Genomic DNA, 15,863 nt, shown 5'->3' with positions numbered 1-15,863 from the left:
CCGCCACCAGCCGTTGGGTGGCCGAGGCGGCGGCCAGCGCCTGCACGCGTTTCTCGAAGGCGGGCGTCACTTCTGCGCCGAGGCGGCAGCGGCCCCCTGGTTGCCCTTCTCGAACAGGGACAGCACGAAGCGCACCTGCATCGGCGGCGGCGGGCGGGGGGGGCTGGCTTGGGGTCCGCGGCGGCCGGGGGCATCGGTTGCTGCAGCGTCAGATCGCACTGCGCCACCAGCAGGCTGAGCTGCTCCAGCGACCGCATGAACGCCATCAGGTTGGGGAAGCGACCGCTGGCCACAAGGCTGAGGCGCTGCTCCTGGAAGCCCGATTTGGCCAGGGCACTGCAGGCGTCGTTGTCGGCAGCCTTCTCCTTGGCAGCGGGCTTGGCCTTGCCCTGCCCGGCGGGCTGGGGTTCGGCCGCCACTGGCTGCAGCTCGTCGAGCTGCACGCCATGACGCAGTGCCTCCAGGTTCACCTGGGCCATGAAGGTGGACACATTGCCACTGCCGGCGATCAGCCCCAGCAGCCGTCGCTCGGCATCAGCGGCCTGCGCCTGCTGCGCCATGCTCTGTTTGAGCTGACTGCGCAGCACGGGCACCTGGCGCTGCTTGCTCTCAACGGCAGCGAGCCGCTGCTGATCGGAGACGATGCGCCACAGGGTCGGGATCACCCATCCCCCCAACACCAGCAACGCCAGCAGGCCTCCAGCAGCCAGAGGCGCACCCAAGAGGAGCCGCCGATCGATGCGACGTTCCGCAAGCGCAGGCTCCAGGCTCACGGCCTGCTCGACATTCGGCATCATGGCAGCAGTCCCTCCTTGCGCAGCAGCTGCAGGCGTTTCATCAGACCCTGGGCACCCAGGCGGCCCAGGGTGCCCTCCAGGGCGGGATCGGCGGCCAGATCGCGAGCCTGCGCCTGGATCTCGAAGGCCACCTGGCTGGATGCCGGCCTGGCCGCGGCGACCGGCTGGACGTCAGCCGTGGCTTTGGCGTCGCTCCCGGTGGCGCGGGTGGCCTTGAGCAGCCTCGGTTCGCTCAGCAGCGGCGACTGGGCCAACTGCAGCTGAAGCACGTTGAGGCGCACGAAGCTGGCCGGATCCGACACCAGACCGGTCAGGGTGACGGTGGAGCCGGTGCGCTTCACCTCGGTCAGCTGCACCCCCTCCGGCACGCGCTCCTGAAGGTCTCGCATCAGCGCCGCTGCCGACGGGATGGCAGCCAGAGCCTTGGCCAGGGTGATGTTGCCGGCCCGCTGCTGCTGCAAGTTGGCCTCGCGGGCCTGGAGGACGTTCTGCAGGCTGGCCATCTGGGCGTCCACCTCCATGGCCTTCACGAGCGAAACGTTGACCAGTCGCTGTCCCAGGGTCGCGAGCAGTCCCAGGGCGGCAGCCCCGGCGAGCACGCCCAGCCCCCAGATACCACCACGCCGCAGCACCTCACGCTGCTCGAGCACCACGTCGCCCGGAGTGGCCAGCCCCAGCTCCTGGCGTCGTTCGCGCAGCATGTCAACGCGATGCGCGGGATCGAGAGGCAAGGTCATGACGCCAGCTCCATCTGCGCCAGCCCGCGCAGGGCCAGGCTGCCGTAGCCACCGGTGTCCACCGGCTCGATCGCCATGCCAAGCTCCTCCAGATCCTGCTGCAGGGTCTCCAGACGTCTGGGCTGGACTTCGGGCACGGCGTCGATCAGCAGCGTTGCAGGGNCAGCGTCGGACAGCCGCCGCTGGGAGCGCAGAAAGGTGAGGCTGTTGACCAGCTCCTTCGCCTCACGATCGGGTGTCCCGGCGATCAACCGCTCATACACAGNCACCCCGGCCTGCCACACCAGCAGGCGCAGGTCCCTGAGCCGCGGCTGAAGCAGCGCCACCAGGCAGCGCGGGTCCGCGGCCTCGAGCCGCTCCTGCAGGCCCACCATCAACGCCAACTGCCTGGGAACGATGCGATCGAGCTGCACGCCAGCGATGCCGAACACCTCGATCCAGCGCTGCAGCAGCTCCCGCTCCACCGCCACGACCACCGCCTGGGCTTCGTCACAGTGCAACGGAGCCAGGTCGAGCCAGCATGAATCGAGCGGGAAGGGCAGGCCCAGATCCGGTGCCATCTGACGCAGACGGGCCACAGGATCCGCAGGCCAGTTCTTCAGCGGCCAGCTCAACACCCGCCAATGGGAAACCTCGGGCGGCAGCACCACGGCCAGCTGCGACGTGATCCGGCCCTGCTCCACCAGCAGATCGCCGATGAAATCGCCCAGCGCCTCGATCTGCAGAGGATTGCCCTCCCGGCAGATGGACGGCGGCAGAGGCACCACCGAAGCTTCCCGGGGGGCGGCTCCAACGGCCGGCAATGACTGCACGACGNCAAGCTGATCGGTGAGATCGAGCCCAGCCCGGGTCGGGAACAGGCCTGCCCGCAGGGTCTGCCACGTGTCCTGCACGCCTGAGAGAACCAATTGCGCCCACCAACGTGATCGCCTGAAGGGTATCGGCAGATCAGCGCCATGGAAGCCCCAGCCCGACAGCCGCGCCGAGATGGGCCAGACCGTGGCGGTGCAGCTGCGTGCTCAGCCCCTCCAGGATCCGCGGCACGAGCTGCGGCCCCTCGTAGATCCAGCCGGTGTAGAGCTGCAGCAGCGAGGCCCCGGCCCCGATCCGCTCCCAGGCCGCCTCGGGCGAATCGATGCCGCCCACGCCGATCAGCGGCAGCGCCGGACCCGCTGCGGCCCGCAGGCGTCGCAACACCTCGAGGGCCCGCGGTCTCAGGGGGCGGCCGCTGAGGCCACCGGCTTCCTCCGCCAGGCTGCGGCCGGTCTGCGCGAGGCGGCGCTGCTCCAAACCCAGCCGATCGAGGCTGGTGTTCACCGCGATCACGCCGGCCAGCCCCTCCTCATAGGCCAGCCTGGCGATCGCGTCGATGGCGTCATCCTCCAGATCCGGCGCGATCTTCACGAGCAGCGGCGGACAGCCCGACAGGCGCCGCAGCCGCTCCACCAGCCGTCGCAGCAGCGACTCCTCCTGCAGATCCCGCAGCCCGGGGGTATTGGGTGAGCTCACATTGATCACGGCGTAGTCGGCCAGGGGGGCCAGCAGCTCCAGGGAGCTGGCGTAGTCATCCGGGGCCAGCTCCAGGGGGGTGATCTTCGACTTGCCGAGATTGATGCCCAGAACCGCCGGCCGCTGCCCCGGAGGCGCCAGCCGCTGGCGCTCGAGGGTCCGCCGCACCGCCTCCGCGCCGGCATTGTTGAAGCCCATGCGGTTGAGGGCCGCGCGCTCCGCCGCCAGCCGGAAGAGCCGCGGCCGCGGGTTGCCCGGCTGGGCCTGCCAGGTCACGGTGCCGAGCTCGGCGAAGCCGAAGCCGAAGCAGTGCCAGATCCCCGCCGCCACGGCGTTCTTGTCGAACCCGGCCGCCAGACCCACCGGGTTCGCGAAGCGGCAGCCGAACAGGGTCTGCTCCAGGCGCGGATCACGCCACTGAAGTTCAGCCGCCAGCCCCGCCAGCACGCCGCTCACCCCGGGCCAGTCGCGCCGCAGCGAAGCCTGAGCCAGGGCCGCCAGGGTGAACTGGCTGAGCTGCTCGGCGTCGGCTCCATCGTCGCGGGCCAGCAGCGGACCCACCAGCTGGCTGTAGAGGCGGCCGGTGCCGCTCCCCGCTGCCGTGTCAGCCGCCATCTAGCCCGCCGCCTCGCCTCGATCCAATCCTCCCGCGTGGCGCTCCAGACGCCAGTGGCCATCCACCTGCGGCTTCACAAGCCAGTCGCGCCAGGGCCAGGCCTCCCGACGCTGCTCCAGCTGCCGCACCGGCAGCTCCACCAGCTGGGCCAGCTCCACGAGGCTCAGGCTGTAACCCCGCTCCGCCAAGCGATCGGCCAGCTCGAGGCGGCTGAGCAGCCGCTGCAGCGCCGGCGGTGCCGGTTCGCCAGCCAGTTCAGCAGCCGGAGCTGGGGCTGGAGTCGGAGCCGGCCCGGGTGGCACGTCGGCCTCCAGCCTGGCCGTGGCCAGTACCTCCCCGGCCGCCAGCTCGGGCAGCTGACCGCGCGAGAAGGCCACCGCGATCGCATCGCAGCGCTCGTTGTCGGGATCGCCGCTGTGGCCCCGCACGTGCTGCAGCGACACATCCGCCAGGCGGGCGCGATCGAGCTGCTCCCACAGATCGCGGTTGAGCACGGCCCCGCCGGAAGCGGTCCGCCAGCCCCGACGCTTCCAGGCGGGCAGCCAGGTGCTCAGGCCATCGATCAGGTAGCGGCTGTCGGTGCGGATCACCAGGTCGGGATGACGCGGCAGGTCCTTGAGGGTCTCGAGCAGCGCCAGGGCGGCGGTGAGCTCCATGCGGTTGTTGGTGGTGGCCCGCTCGGCTCCCCCCATTTCGTGCACGGCGCCGTTCTCGAACCGCAGCAGCGCCCCCCAGCCACCGGGCCCGGGGTTGCCGCTGCAGGCACCGTCGCAGGCCGCAGCCACCACCCGCACCGTCTCACTGGCCACTGGACAACCCCCGAATGTTCGCTAAAGAACGATTTACGTTCGCGACGGCCACTCAGGTCTCCCCCTGCCCATGGCGTCTCCTCGCATTCAGGATCCGCGCTTCCGCCGACCCTACCTCGTGGCAGCCGGCATGGCCGCCTCCGGCATCGCCCTGGCCCTCGCCGGTCAGCATGCCCTGGCCAGGACCCTGTTCGGCAGCGAACCCGTGCCGGCCGATCGGTTCATCGCCCTCGCCCAGCCTCTGGCGGGCAACCGCTGGACCCTGGTCCTGCTGGAGCAGCTCCAGGAAACCACCCCCTGCTGGCAGCGCCAGGATGCTGGCGGGCTGGTGAACGTCACCGACAGCGTGACCAACCCAGTCCTCTGCGGTCGCCACAGCTCCAGCAGCGCCTACTCGCTGCGGGTGAACGGCACGGATCTGACCAGCTCCTGGCGGCTGCGGCTCGAGGCTGACGGCGGCCAGCTCCAGCTGCAGGCCTCCAGCCCCCAGGCCGCCGCGCCGCTCGTGGTGGCCAGTGCGCCGATCCCCGAGTCGGCCCCTCCTGAAGGCCAGCTCGTGCCGCTGGAGTTCCAGCCCGGCTGGGGCCTGGAGCAACGCAGTTACGANGGCCGNCGCCTCAGCCACCTCTACCTGAGCAACGGCGATCCACTGCCGTTGCTGCTCGCCAAGGCCTCCAGCAACGGCACCCTGCTGGCAGGGCCGGCTCTGCCGCCTCCTCCCGTCACCAGCCAGCCACGCCGCAGCAGCCCCGCCGAGCGAATCGGCTATGCCGAGCGAATCGGCTATGCCGAGCGGATCGGCGACTCCGGCATCGGCGGCGTGATCGCGCTGCAGGTGGTCCCCTATCGCGACTGACACACCAGAGCTGGGGTGCCAGTTGAAGGAGAGGCACCCCAGCCCTCGACGGCTCCATCCCTGGCTCTTAAGGTCCGTTTGTGTGAGGAGTGCGGAACGACCGCTCCGGGTCGAAACGAGGACAGACTCCGGAGCAGCGTTCCAAACCCCAGGCCCCGCCTTCGGCGGGGCTTTTTTTTTTGGCCAGTCTGCAGCTGGCGGGGACACATCAAAAACCGGCCCCCGCAGGGGCCGGTGACTGCGCTCAGCGGCGGATCACTTGATGGTGACCTTGCCGCCGGCCTCTTCGATGGCCTTCTTGAGGGTCTCGGCATCGGCCTTGGAGATGCCTTCCTTCACCGCCTTGGGAGCGGCTTCGACCAGGGCCTTGGCTTCGCCGAGGCCGAGGCCGGTGGCCTCGCGCACGGCCTTGAGCACCTTGATCTTGGCGGCGGCATCGAAGCNGTCGAGGATCACATCGAACTCGGTCTTCTCCTCAACGGTCTCAGCGGCGGCGGCACCGGCGGCCGGAGCGGCCATCACCACGCCGGCGGAAGCGGCGGCGGAGACTCCGAAGGCCTCTTCGATCTGCTTGACAAGCTCGGAGGCTTCCAGCAGCGAGAGGGTCTTCAGCTGTTCAAGAATGTTGTCGGTAGTAGCAGACATGGTTGGGAATCAGCAACAGAAAGGGGATGTCGCTAGAGCTCAGCTGTCGCTTTCGGCGTGCTGCTTGAGCGCCCGGGCGAGACCGGACGGAACCTCGTTGATGCCCACGGCCAGTTTGGTGGCCACGGCGTTGATCGCACCGGCGATCTGGGCCATGAGCACCTCCTTGGAGGGCAGATCCCCGATGGCCTTGATGTCGTTCTGGGAGAGGAGCTTGCCTTCGAACAGGCCGCCCTTCACCTCCGACTTCTTCGTGTCCTTCTGAAAGGACTGCACGGCCTTCACGGCACCACCCACGTCGCCCTTGACGAGCACGAAGGCGTTGGTGCCGGTGAGCAGGGAATCGAGTTCCGACCAGGCGCTGTTGCCATCAATGGCCCGGCGCATCAAGGTGTTTTTGGTCACCTTGCACACACCGTTGCTGGCCTGCAGACGGGTCCGCAGATCAGACATCTCCTTGATGGACAGGCCCTTGAAATCAAGGACCAGCGCCATTTCGGCCTCGCCGAGGAGCCCCTTGAGCTCTTCGACGATCTGTTGCTTGTTCTCCAGCGTACGGCCCATGGGAAACGGAACGGATCGGGGGAACAAGCCGGGTACGCGGCCCCTGACGCCCCCCGCTCGAACGAGGGAAGGGCTCGAGGCCGCGGCCTGTTCAACGCCCGACCCCATTCCTGACGGAACGGCGCGGAGAACCAAACCTGTCGCGTGGACCTCGGCAGGACTTACGGGTATTCACCCACCTGCTGTCTTGGGCAGGGCGCGTGCCCTGTCTGGCCGTAGCCAGCCCACAACCTTACAGCAGCGGCTTCAGGCTTCCTGCTTGAGGTCCTGCAGGGCCGAGAAATCCACCTGCACCGAAGGGCCCATGGTGGAGGTCACGTAGAGCGAACGCCAGTAGCGGCCCTTGGCGCCGCTGGGCTTGTTGCGGTCAATGGTTTCCTGCAGGGCCTTGAGGTTCTCCAGCAGCTTGGTCGCATCGAAGCTGGCCTTGCCGAAGCGCACATGCACGATGCCGCTGCGGTCGGCGCGGAACTCCAGCTTGCCGGCCTTGAATTCGGCGATCGCGCCGGCCAGGTCGGTGGTCACGGTACCGGCCTTGGGGTTGGGCATCAGGCCGCGCGGACCGAGCACACGACCCAGCTTCGCCACCTTGGGCATCATGTCCGGCGTGGCGATCAGCAGGTCGAAGTCCATCTGGCCTCCGGCGATCTCTTCCACCAGATCGTCGTCACCGGCCAGGTCGGCACCGGCGGCCTTGGCGGCGGCCACCGCCTCACCACGGGCGATCACGGCGATGCGGATCGACTGACCCGTGCCGTGGGGCAGAGCCACGGTGGTGCGCAGCTGCTGGTCGGTGTATTTGGGATCGATGCCCAGACGCACATGGGCTTCGATCGTTTCATCGAACTTGGCGTTGGCGTTGGCTTTCACCAGTTCGATGGCCTCCAGGGGGGTGTAGGCCTTGTCCTCGACCCTGGCGGCGAGGTCGGAATAGCGCTTGGAAACTTTGGGCATGGCAGGAATGGGGTGCGGGCGATTCAGGCTCGAGGCCCCGCGGGGCCGGCTGGATCTCCCCCGATGGATGGGATGGGGTGGGATGGGCTGAGGCCGAAGCCTCAGTCGTTCACGGCGACGCCCATGTTGCGGGCGGTGCCTTCGATGATGCGCATGGCCGACTCCACGCTGGTGCAGTTGAGGTCGGGCAGCTTGGTCTTGGCGATCTCCTCGAGCTGGGCACGGGAAATGGCACCCACCGACCCCTTGGCGGAGGTGGCGGCGCCNTTCTCGATGCCGGCGGCCTTGGAGATCAGCACCGAGGCGGGCGGGGTCTTGAGGATGAAGGTGAAGCTGCGGTCTTCGAAGACCGAGATCTCCACCGGAATCACAAANCCGGCCTTGTCCTGGGTGCGGGCGTTGTACTCCTTGCAGAACGCCATGATGTTGACCCCGTGCTGGCCGAGGGCGGGGCCCACCGGCGGTGCGGGGTTGGCTTTGCCGGCATCAAGCGCCAGCTTGATCACGGCAACGACTTTCTTGGCCATCGTCTGTGCGTCGGGAAACTGCGGATCGCCTCCGTGGAAGGGGAGGCGGGTCGAAGACGGCCGCCCTCCGCAGGGAAGCGGCCGCTGAGCCGGGCCGGGGGGCCTAGCTCTGCTTGCTGATCTGGGAAAACTCCAGCTCCACCGGCGTCTCCCGGCCGAAGATCGAGAGCAGGGCCTTGAGCTTGCTGCGCTCGGCCGACACCTCGATCACCTCGCCCTGGAAGTCCTTGAACGGTCCGGCGGTGACCAGGATCTGGTCGCCCTCGGTGAGATCGACCTTCACCACGGGCTTCTTCTCGGCCGCCCGCTTGAAGATGCGGTCGACCTCGGTGCGGCTGAGCGGCCGGGGNTTGATGTGCCCGCGGNCCTTGCCGGTGCCGCGGCGATCCTCGGCCCCCACGAAATTGATCACGTTGGGGGTGCTGCGCACCGCCATCATCGTGTCTTCATCGAGCACCATCNGCACCAGCACATAGCCGGGGAACACCTTCTCCTCGGTGCTGGTGCGGCTGCCGTCCTTCTTGAGCTTCACCCCAGGGGTCTGGGGGATCTCGATTTCGAGAATGCGGTTGTCCACGCCCAGGGTGACCGCGCGCTGCTCCAGCGTGGCCTTCACCTTCTTCTCGCAGCTGGAGGCCACCTGTACCGCGTACCAGCGGGCGATCTGGGGTTTCTCGGCCTCGGCACCCGGCAGCTCCAGCACCTCGGGAGCGGCGTCGGCGGCTTCGGGCGGGGTCATCGACAGGGGGTCGGACACGGGNCTCAAGAACGGAAACGCGCGAAGGGAACGGAAGTCAGCCGAACACCCGGGCGGACGCCCAGCTGTAGAAGCGGTCGATGGCGGCGATCGCCGCGGCCGACAGACCCACCATCAGGATCACCGCCAGCGACTCACTGAACAGCTGCTGGCGGCTGGGCCACACCACCTTGCGCAGCTCCGCCAGCGTATCGGCGGCAAAGCCCCCGNCCTGCGGCACCGGCTCGGCCTGGGCTGCAGCGCTCGACGCAGCAGAGGACACGGAAGTGGGAGTGGGGTCGGGCTCCACGGGGCCGGGCTCTCCTGGGGTGGTTTGGGAGGGGTTGAGCGGGAGGGATCGTCAGGCCTGATGCTGGCTGGCGCACCATGCCAATCCAACACCCTACCCGAGGGGCTCGAAGCGAAGCGGCTCCCCCGCCGTCACCCGCACGCCCCGCGCACCGCTGAAGCGCTCGGCCAGGAGTTCCGTGGCCAGCGGATTCTCGATGCGGCGGCGCAGCACCCGCCGCAATGGCCGGGCCCCGTATTCGGGCTCGTAACCCTGCTCCGCCAGGGCCGCCACCACCGGCTCGTCCACCTCCAGCGCGAGCTGCTGCTCGGCCAGCAGGGACGCCAGCTCGGCCAGCTGCAGCCGCACGATCCGCTGCAGATCCTCGCGGCCCAGGGGGCGGAAGCGGATCACCTCGTCGATGCGGTTGAGGAATTCCGGCCGGAAGTGGCTGGCCAGGGCCTGATCGATCTGCTGATCAAGCCCGGCATCGGTGGCGCCGGGGGAGTCGGTGGGGGGGGCGCCGGCCGGTTCGCCGCGGCGGGCGTTCTCCAGGATCGCCCGGCTGGCCAGGTTGCTGGTCATGATCACCACGGTGTGGCGGAAATCCACGGTGCGCCCCTGGGAGTCGGTGAGGCGGCCGTCATCGAGCACCTGCAGCAGCAGGTTGAACACCTCGGGGTGGGCCTTCTCGACCTCGTCGAGCAGCAGCACGGCATAGGGACGGCGGCGCACCGCCTCGGTGAGCTGCCCACCCTCCTCGTAGCCCACGTAGCCGGGCGGCGCCCCCACCAGGCGAGCCACGGCGTTGCGCTCCATGAATTCGCTCATGTCGAGCCGCACCAGGNCGTCGTCGTCGTCGAACAGGGCCGCCGCCAGGGCCTTGGCCAGCTCGGTCTTGCCCACGCCGGTGGGGCCGAGGAACAGGAACGAGCCCACCGGCNGCGTGGGGGCCTGCATGCCGGCACGGGCCNGGCGGATCGCCGCCGCCACCGCCGCCACCGCCTCCGGCTGGCCGATCACCCGCTCTCCCAGGCGTGCCTCGAGTTCCAGAAGCTTCTGACGCTCGCCGGCCAGCAGTCGCTGCACGGGGATGCCGGTCCAGCGGGCCACCACATCGGCGATGTCGCCCGGTTCCACCTGCTCGCGCAGCATCGTGTCGCGCTGCATCGCCGCCTCGAGGTCGGCGCGCCGCTGCTGCAGGCCATGCAGCTGGTCGTACTGCAGCCGAGCCGCCTCCTCGAGATCACCGTCCCGCTCGGCCTCGGCGATGGCATGGCGCAGGTCCTCGTCCTGCTGCAGCAGTTCGCGGAGCTCCGCCAGCCGTTCGCGCTCTGACTGCCACCGCTCCTGCAGCAGTCGCAGGGCCTCGGTGGCCCGGCGGCGCTGCTGCTGCAGAGCCAGCCTTTCCGACTCCGGGGCCTGTTCGGCCGCCAGCAGGGCCAGCTCCACCCGGCGCAGCTCGGCTTCGGCCTGCTCCACCGGCAGCGGTTTGGAGGTCATCTCCATGCGCAGCTGGGCAGCGGCCTCGTCGATCAGGTCGATGGCGGAATCGGGAAGGCAGCGGTCGGCGATGTAGCGGCTCGCCAGCCGTGCCGCCGCCACCAGGGCGTCATCGCGGATCGTCACGCCATGGTGCAGTTCGTAGCGCTCCTTGAGGCCGCGCAGGATCTCCACACAGGTGTCGGGCGCCGGCTCGCGGATCAGCACCTGCTGGAAGCGGCGCTCCAGGGCCGGATCCTTCTCCAGGTTGCGGCGGTACTCCTCCGGCGTGGTGGCCCCGATGCAGCGCAGCTCGCCGCGGGCCAGGGCGGGCTTGAGGATGCTGCCGGCATCGGCGCTGGAACGGTCGCTGCTCACCACCGTGTGCAGCTCATCGATGAACAGGATCACGCCCTGATCGGCCTCGCGCACCTCCGCGAGCACGCTGCGCAGGCGCTCCTCGAACTGGCCGCGGAACTTCGCCCCGGCGATCAGGGCGCCGAGATCCAGCGCCACGAGCCGCTGGCCGCGCAGGGCCTCGGGGNACCTCGCCCGCCTCGATCCGCTGGGNCGAGCAGCTCGGCCACGGCGGNCTTGCCGACGCNGGGCTCACCGATCAGCACCGGGTTGTTCTTGCTGCGGCGCGAGAGCACCTGGATCAGCCGACGGATCTCGGCGTCGCGACCGATCACCGGATCGAGCTCGCCGGCCCGGGCAGCGGCGGTGAGGTCGCGGCCGTAGCGCTCCAGCGCCGTGGGCTCGGGCCCTTCCGCGGGAGGCACCGGCGCGGCGGGGGCAGCGGGGGCAGCGGCGGCGGCAGCCGACATGGCGTCCGGGGCGCGGCTGTCGATCCAGTCGTCGACAAGCGGCGCCGCCGCGGAAATCGGGACCGCCGCCGCAGGGGGCGCAGCCGGGGCGGCTGGGGCCGGCGGCAAAGGCCGCAGCCGACGCATCAGCCGCTCCTCGTCGAGGCCCTCGGCGGCCATGAGGGCGGCGCCGATGCGGGGCGTCCTCCAGCAAGGCCAGCAGGAGATGGGGCAGATCGATCTGGCGGGAGCCCCAGGCGGCCCGCAACCGATCGGCCGACTCCAGCAGATCCTCGAGCGCATCGCCGATGTAGAGCTCGGAGCCGCGGGTCGTGGGCTGCTCGGCGCAGAAGGCCTCGAGCCGATCGAGGAGGCGGTCGCTGTCGAGGTCCAGCGGGGCCAGCCACCGCTCGAAGCGCCGATCCAGCAGCAGGGTCTGGAGCAGGTGCTCCACATCCATGGTCTCGTGCCGCCAGCGCCGCGCCGTGTCCTGGCTGGCCAACAGCAGCTCCCAGGCGTCGGTGCTGAAGCGTTCGGGATCGCCGGTGAGCGAGGCGGCGGGCGGTGGGGAGGCAACCATGCAGGGAGAAGGCTCAGGCAGCCGGTTCGGCGCGTGAGGTGAGCTCGATCAGCTCCACCTTGTAGCCATCCGGATCCTCCACGAAGGCGATCACCGTGCTGCCGTGCTGCATCGGTCCGGGCTCGCGCACCACCCGGCCGCCCTTGGCGCGGATCGCGTCGCACACGGCGTGGATGTCATCGACACCCAGGGCGATGTGGCCATAGCCGGTGCCGATCTCGTAAGCGTCGGTATCCCAGTTGTGGGTGAGCTCCAGCACGGTGTGGTCGCTCTCGTCGCCGTAGCCCACGAAGGCCAGGGTGAAGCGCCCGCCGGGGTAATCCTTGCGGCGCAGCAGCCGCATGCCGAGCAGATCGGTGTAGAAGGCCAGCGAGCGCTCCAGGTCGCCCACGCGCAGCATGGTGTGCAGCAGTCGCATCGCCCCGGTCCCGGTGGTTGGCCCATGGAGTTGAAATCCCATTGTGGCGATCACGGGCCCGGGCGGTACCAGCCGGCACTGCGGGGCCGGCGGGGGTGACCCATAGGATCCTGCCCACATAGCACGCGCAAAGGGCTTCATCCCGTGATCGATTCCCTCGACCTCGTCATCGACACCGTGGTGGCCCGGGAGGTGCTGGATTCCCGCGGCACACCCACGGTGGAAGCGGAAGTGATGCTGGAAGGGGGCGCGGTGGGTCGCGCCATGGTGCCCAGCGGGGCCAGCACCGGCGCCCACGAGGCCCACGAGCTGCGCGACGGGGGCACCCGCTACGCCGGCAAGGGTGTGCTGCAGGCGGTGACCAACATCGAGGAGCGGATCGCGCCGGCCCTGTGCGGCCTGAGCGCGCTGGATCAGGCAGCCGTGGATGCGGCGATGATCGAGCTCGACGGCTCCGACAACAAGTCGGCCCTGGGCGCCAACGCCATCCTGGCGGTGAGTCTGGCGACGGCCCGGGCCGCTGCCGCGGGCGTGGGCCTGCCCCTGTACCGCTATCTGGGCGGCCCGATGGCCACCCTGCTGCCGGTGCCGCTGATGAACGTGATCAACGGCGGCGCCCACGCGGCCAACAGCCTCGATTTTCAGGAGTTCATGCTGGTGCCCCACGGCGCGCCGAGCTTCCGCGAGNCGCTGCGCATGGGCACNGAGGTGTTCCACGTGCTCAAGGGCCTCCTCAAGGACAGGGGGCTGAGCACCGCCGTGGGCGACGAGGGCGGCTTCGCGCCCGATCTGGGCAATGTGGAGGCGGGCGAGCTGCTGGTGCAGGCGATCGAGAAGGCCGGCTACCGCCCCGGCGATCAGATCTCCCTGGCCCTGGATGTGGCCAGCACCGAATTCTTCAGCGATGGCCGCTACGCCTTCGACGGCGGCAGCTACACCAGCGCCGAGATGGTGGATCAGCTGGCGGCGCTGGTGAACCGCTTCCCGATCGTGTCGATCGAGGACGGCATTGCCGAGGACGACTGGGAAGGCTGGGCCCTGCTCACCGAGAAGCTGGGCAAGACCGTGCAGCTGGTCGGCGACGACCTGTTCGTGACCAACACCAGCCGGCTGCAGCGCGGCATCGACCTGGGCGTGGCCAACTCGATCCTGATCAAGGTGAACCAGATCGGCTCGCTCACCGAAACCCTGCAGGCGATCGATCTGGCGGGCCGGGCCGGCTACACCAGCGTGATCTCGCACCGCTCCGGCGAAACCGAGGACACCACCATCGCCGATCTGGCCGTGGCCACCCGGGCAGGCCAGATCAAGACCGGCTCGCTGAGCCGCAGCGAGCGCGTGGCGAAGTACAACCAGCTGCTGCGCATCGAGGACGAGCTCGGCAGCCAGGCGATCTACGCCGGCGCCGAGGACCGGGGTCCGCGCGGCAAGGCTGCCTGATCCGGTGATCAGGACTGCTCGGCGGCTGAAGCGTCGGCTGTAAACCCGGGAGACGAACCGCCCCCCACCACGCCGGGCAGCTGATCGAGTCGACCCTCGCGCTTCAGCCTGGCCTGCAGCTTCAGCCAGGTCAGACCGACCGGTGCGGCCAGCACCAGGGGCACGGCCACGAGAGCCGGACGGCTGCTGACGGCCAGCAGGGCCGCCGCCACCGCCAGACCGGCCAGCAGCATCGACTGGCCGGCGCTCTGCTGGGCCAGGGCCAGGCGGCGCAGCAGGCGATCGGTTTCGCCGGCACGGATCTGCACCTGCAGATCGCCCTGCTCGATCCGCGCCAGGCTCTCGTCGAGGCGGCGGGGGATGCCCAGGGCCCTGCTGCCCACCTCCGTGGCCTGGCGGGTGAGCTCGCTGATCAGTTGATTGGCGCTCGAGCCGCTGCCCGGGGCGCCGCCGCCACTCGCTGTCATCAGGGGAAGGAGGTAGGGGCGGGCGATCGAAACCAGGCTAAAGCCGGGGTCGAGGCTCCGGCCCACCCCCTCGAATGTGGAGAGGGCCCGCATCACGAAGATCAGCTCGGCCGGCACCCGGAACGGCTGGCCGTAGACCAGGTCGTAGAGATCGCCGGAGAGCTTCTCGATCACGTTGGCGGTGAAGGGGGGCGTCAGCGCCTCGTTGAGCATCACCCGCACCAGCCTGCGCACGGGGCCGGGGTCGATGCCCGCGGCGATCACCCCCGCCTCCTGCAGCTCACGCACCAGGGCGACGGCATCGCGCGACGCCGCCGCGCGCACCATGCGACCGAGGCGGGAGCGGAGCCGCCCCGAGAGCTGCCCCATCATGCCGAAGTCGTAGTAGATGAGGGCGCCGTCGCGCGCCACGGCCAGATTGCCGGGGTGGGGATCGGCGTGGAAGAAGCCGAAGCGCACCAGCTGCTGCAGATAGCTGGCGGCCCCCTTCTCGGCGACCGCCGCCGGATCGATGCCGGCCTCCAGCAGGGCAGGCCGGTCGGTGATCTTGATGCCGGGCACGTAGTCGAGGCAGAGCACCCGCCGGCCGCTGAGTTCCCACACCACGGCGGGAATCCGGATGCCGGGATCGTCGAGGAACTGCTGACGGAAGCGGGCGGCATGCTGGGCTTCGAGGCGGAAATCCAGCTCCCGCAGCAGCACCCGCCGGCATTCCTGGGCGATGGCCACCCAGTCGCGCCCCTGCCCCCAGCGGGGATGGCGCTGCACCACGGCCGCCACCTGCTGCATCACCTCCAGATCGAGCCGGAACAATCGCTCCAGTCCGGGCCGCTGCACCTTGAGCACCACCTGGCGGCCGCTGCGCAGGCTGGCGCGGTGCACCTGGGCCAGGCTGGCCGAGCCGAGCGCTTCCTCCTGCAGATCGATGATCTCGGCGCAGCGCTCTCCCAGTTCCTGCTGCAGCAGGTCCTGCACCACGGCGAAAGGGAAGGCCGGCACTCTGTCCTGCAGCTGGGCCAGCTCCTCCACCAGCTCGGCGGGCAGCACATCCGGCCGCGCCGAGAGCAGCTGACCGAGCTTGATGAAGGCCGAGCCAAGCTCGAGAAACTGCTGGGTGAGCCAGCGGGCCACCCGGCTCGCCCGGCGGGCCCGCCGCTGCGGCGTGAAACCGCCCGGGTAGGTCCAGCGCTGGCCGTCCCACCAGAGCACGAGGGCCAGCCGCACGGCCAGCCACCAGATGCGCAACGGGCGACGGATCACGGGCGCTGATCCAGTCGGCGGGAGAGCGCCGCCACCCGGGCACGCAGGGCATCGATCTGGTCCTGCAGGTCGGCGCCGCCGCCCGGGGCCGCGTCGGCCTGACCGTGCGACGCCGTGTCGGCCTGCTCACGTTCCAGGCGCTCAGCCTCCTGCCGCACCTCCTGCCAGAACAGCTCCAGCTCCTGCCGGGCCTTCTCCGGCGCGTCCTGGGCCAGCAGGGCCAGGTTGGCGGCGGCATCCACCAGGCCGCTGCCGAGGCGGGCACCGAGCCTGGAAAGGGCCGCCTGCATCAGGGTCTGGGGAGCGGTCATGGCACCTCCGGAGGCGGCAGCACGGGCGGGGGCGGCGCTTCCACCAGGCCACCGCTGCGG

Annotated in this window: 15 protein-coding genes and 1 pseudogene; 2 read left to right on the top strand and 14 right to left on the bottom strand. The window is 69.9% G+C overall.

Features of this window, described 5'->3' with window-relative positions; all coding sequences use genetic code 11:
* From SYNGFB01_RS07075 to SYNGFB01_RS07055, 4 genes are all read right to left on the bottom strand, one after another.
* Nucleotides 1-773, bottom strand: a 773-nt coding sequence (locus SYNGFB01_RS07075) for a hypothetical protein (protein ID WP_152669570.1), incomplete at its 3' end; no start/stop codon positions are given.
* Nucleotides 774-793: 20 nt separating this feature from the next.
* Entirely contained in the window at nt 794-1,534 is a 741-nt protein-coding gene (locus SYNGFB01_RS07070) for a PilN domain-containing protein (RefSeq protein WP_082325919.1), read from the bottom strand.
* Between the two features lie 948 nt (nt 1,535-2,482).
* Nucleotides 2,483-3,658 (bottom strand): quinone-dependent dihydroorotate dehydrogenase, encoded by a 1,176-nt coding sequence (locus tag SYNGFB01_RS07060; RefSeq protein WP_048017500.1) that lies wholly within the window; start codon nt 3,656-3,658, stop codon nt 2,483-2,485.
* A complete protein-coding gene (locus SYNGFB01_RS07055; RefSeq protein WP_048017499.1) occupies nt 3,659-4,468 on the bottom strand; it encodes a ribonuclease H in 810 nt (269 codons plus the stop codon). It abuts the gene before it with no gap.
* A 70-nt stretch (nt 4,469-4,538) separates the two neighbouring features.
* On the opposite strand from SYNGFB01_RS07055, the gene SYNGFB01_RS07050 reads away from it, so the two are divergent.
* Complete coding sequence (locus SYNGFB01_RS07050; RefSeq protein WP_048017498.1) at nt 4,539-5,324, top strand: DUF3747 domain-containing protein; 786 nt, start codon at nt 4,539-4,541, stop codon at nt 5,322-5,324.
* A 255-nt stretch (nt 5,325-5,579) separates the two neighbouring features.
* On the opposite strand, the gene rplL is transcribed toward SYNGFB01_RS07050, so the two are convergent.
* The 8 genes and pseudogenes from rplL to gloA all read right to left on the bottom strand — a co-directional run bounded on the left by rplL (nt 5,580) and on the right by gloA (nt 12,325).
* Nucleotides 5,580-5,969: a 50S ribosomal protein L7/L12 gene (gene rplL / locus SYNGFB01_RS07045; protein ID WP_048017497.1), complete on the bottom strand. Its 390-nt coding sequence runs from the start codon at nt 5,967-5,969 to the stop codon at nt 5,580-5,582.
* Between the two features lie 39 nt (nt 5,970-6,008).
* Nucleotides 6,009-6,533 (bottom strand): 50S ribosomal protein L10, encoded by a 525-nt coding sequence (gene rplJ, locus SYNGFB01_RS07040; protein WP_048017496.1) that lies wholly within the window; start codon nt 6,531-6,533, stop codon nt 6,009-6,011.
* Nucleotides 6,534-6,779: 246 nt separating this feature from the next.
* Nucleotides 6,780-7,487, bottom strand: coding sequence for a 50S ribosomal protein L1 (gene rplA / locus SYNGFB01_RS07035; protein ID WP_048017495.1), 708 nt, complete (start codon nt 7,485-7,487; stop codon nt 6,780-6,782).
* A gap of 101 nt (nt 7,488-7,588) precedes the next feature.
* Nucleotides 7,589-8,014, bottom strand: a complete 426-nt coding sequence (gene rplK / locus SYNGFB01_RS07030) for a 50S ribosomal protein L11 (protein WP_048017494.1) — start codon at nt 8,012-8,014, stop codon at nt 7,589-7,591.
* Nucleotides 8,015-8,117: 103 nt separating this feature from the next.
* A complete protein-coding gene (gene nusG, locus SYNGFB01_RS07025) occupies nt 8,118-8,753 on the bottom strand; it encodes a transcription termination/antitermination protein NusG (protein WP_048017493.1) in 636 nt (211 codons plus the stop codon).
* A 55-nt stretch (nt 8,754-8,808) separates the two neighbouring features.
* Nucleotides 8,809-9,033, bottom strand: a complete 225-nt coding sequence (secE, locus tag SYNGFB01_RS07020) for a preprotein translocase subunit SecE (protein WP_048017492.1) — start codon at nt 9,031-9,033, stop codon at nt 8,809-8,811.
* A 120-nt stretch (nt 9,034-9,153) separates the two neighbouring features.
* Nucleotides 9,154-11,907: pseudogene (locus SYNGFB01_RS07015) on the bottom strand (ATP-dependent Clp protease ATP-binding subunit).
* Nucleotides 11,908-11,920: 13 nt separating this feature from the next.
* A complete protein-coding gene (gene gloA / locus SYNGFB01_RS07010) occupies nt 11,921-12,325 on the bottom strand; it encodes a lactoylglutathione lyase (RefSeq protein WP_048017491.1) in 405 nt (134 codons plus the stop codon).
* A gap of 144 nt (nt 12,326-12,469) precedes the next feature.
* Here gloA and eno point away from each other — a divergent pair, with 144 nt between their 5' ends.
* Complete coding sequence (eno, locus tag SYNGFB01_RS07005; protein WP_048017490.1) at nt 12,470-13,765, top strand: phosphopyruvate hydratase; 1,296 nt, start codon at nt 12,470-12,472, stop codon at nt 13,763-13,765.
* A gap of 8 nt (nt 13,766-13,773) precedes the next feature.
* Here the strand turns inward: eno and SYNGFB01_RS07000 are convergent, their stop codons facing one another.
* Both SYNGFB01_RS07000 and SYNGFB01_RS06995 read right to left on the bottom strand, forming a co-directional pair.
* Nucleotides 13,774-15,492 (bottom strand): AarF/ABC1/UbiB kinase family protein, encoded by a 1,719-nt coding sequence (locus SYNGFB01_RS07000; RefSeq protein ID WP_048017489.1) that lies wholly within the window; start codon nt 15,490-15,492, stop codon nt 13,774-13,776.
* Nucleotides 15,489-15,863: hypothetical protein (locus SYNGFB01_RS06995; RefSeq protein WP_235299979.1), on the bottom strand; the 375-nt coding region annotated here is incomplete at its 5' end. The genes SYNGFB01_RS07000 and SYNGFB01_RS06995, both read right to left, overlap by 4 nt.

It is taken from the genome of Synechococcus sp. GFB01 (assembly GCF_001039265.1).
Lineage (GTDB): Bacteria > Cyanobacteriota > Cyanobacteriia > PCC-6307 > Cyanobiaceae > NIES-981.
Note: the sequence above shows the minus strand (reverse complement) of the source record. Positions and strands in the feature narration are given on the sequence as shown.

Bases quoted from the DNA above. Each gene is read 5' to 3' on its own strand.
- SYNGFB01_RS07070 (WP_082325919.1), bottom strand. From the start codon at position 1,534: ATGACCTTGCCTCTCGATCCCGCGCATCGCGTTGACATGCTGCGCGAA.
- SYNGFB01_RS07060 (WP_048017500.1), bottom strand. From the start codon at position 3,658: ATGGCGGCTGACACGGCAGCGGGGAGCGGCACCGGCCGCCTCTACAGC.
- rplJ (WP_048017496.1), bottom strand. From the start codon at position 6,533: ATGGGCCGTACGCTGGAGAACAAGCAACAGATCGTCGAAGAGCTCAAG.
- rplA (WP_048017495.1), bottom strand. From the start codon at position 7,487: ATGCCCAAAGTTTCCAAGCGCTATTCCGACCTCGCCGCCAGGGTCGAG.
- gloA (WP_048017491.1), bottom strand. From the start codon at position 12,325: ATGCGACTGCTGCACACCATGCTGCGCGTGGGCGACCTGGAGCGCTCG.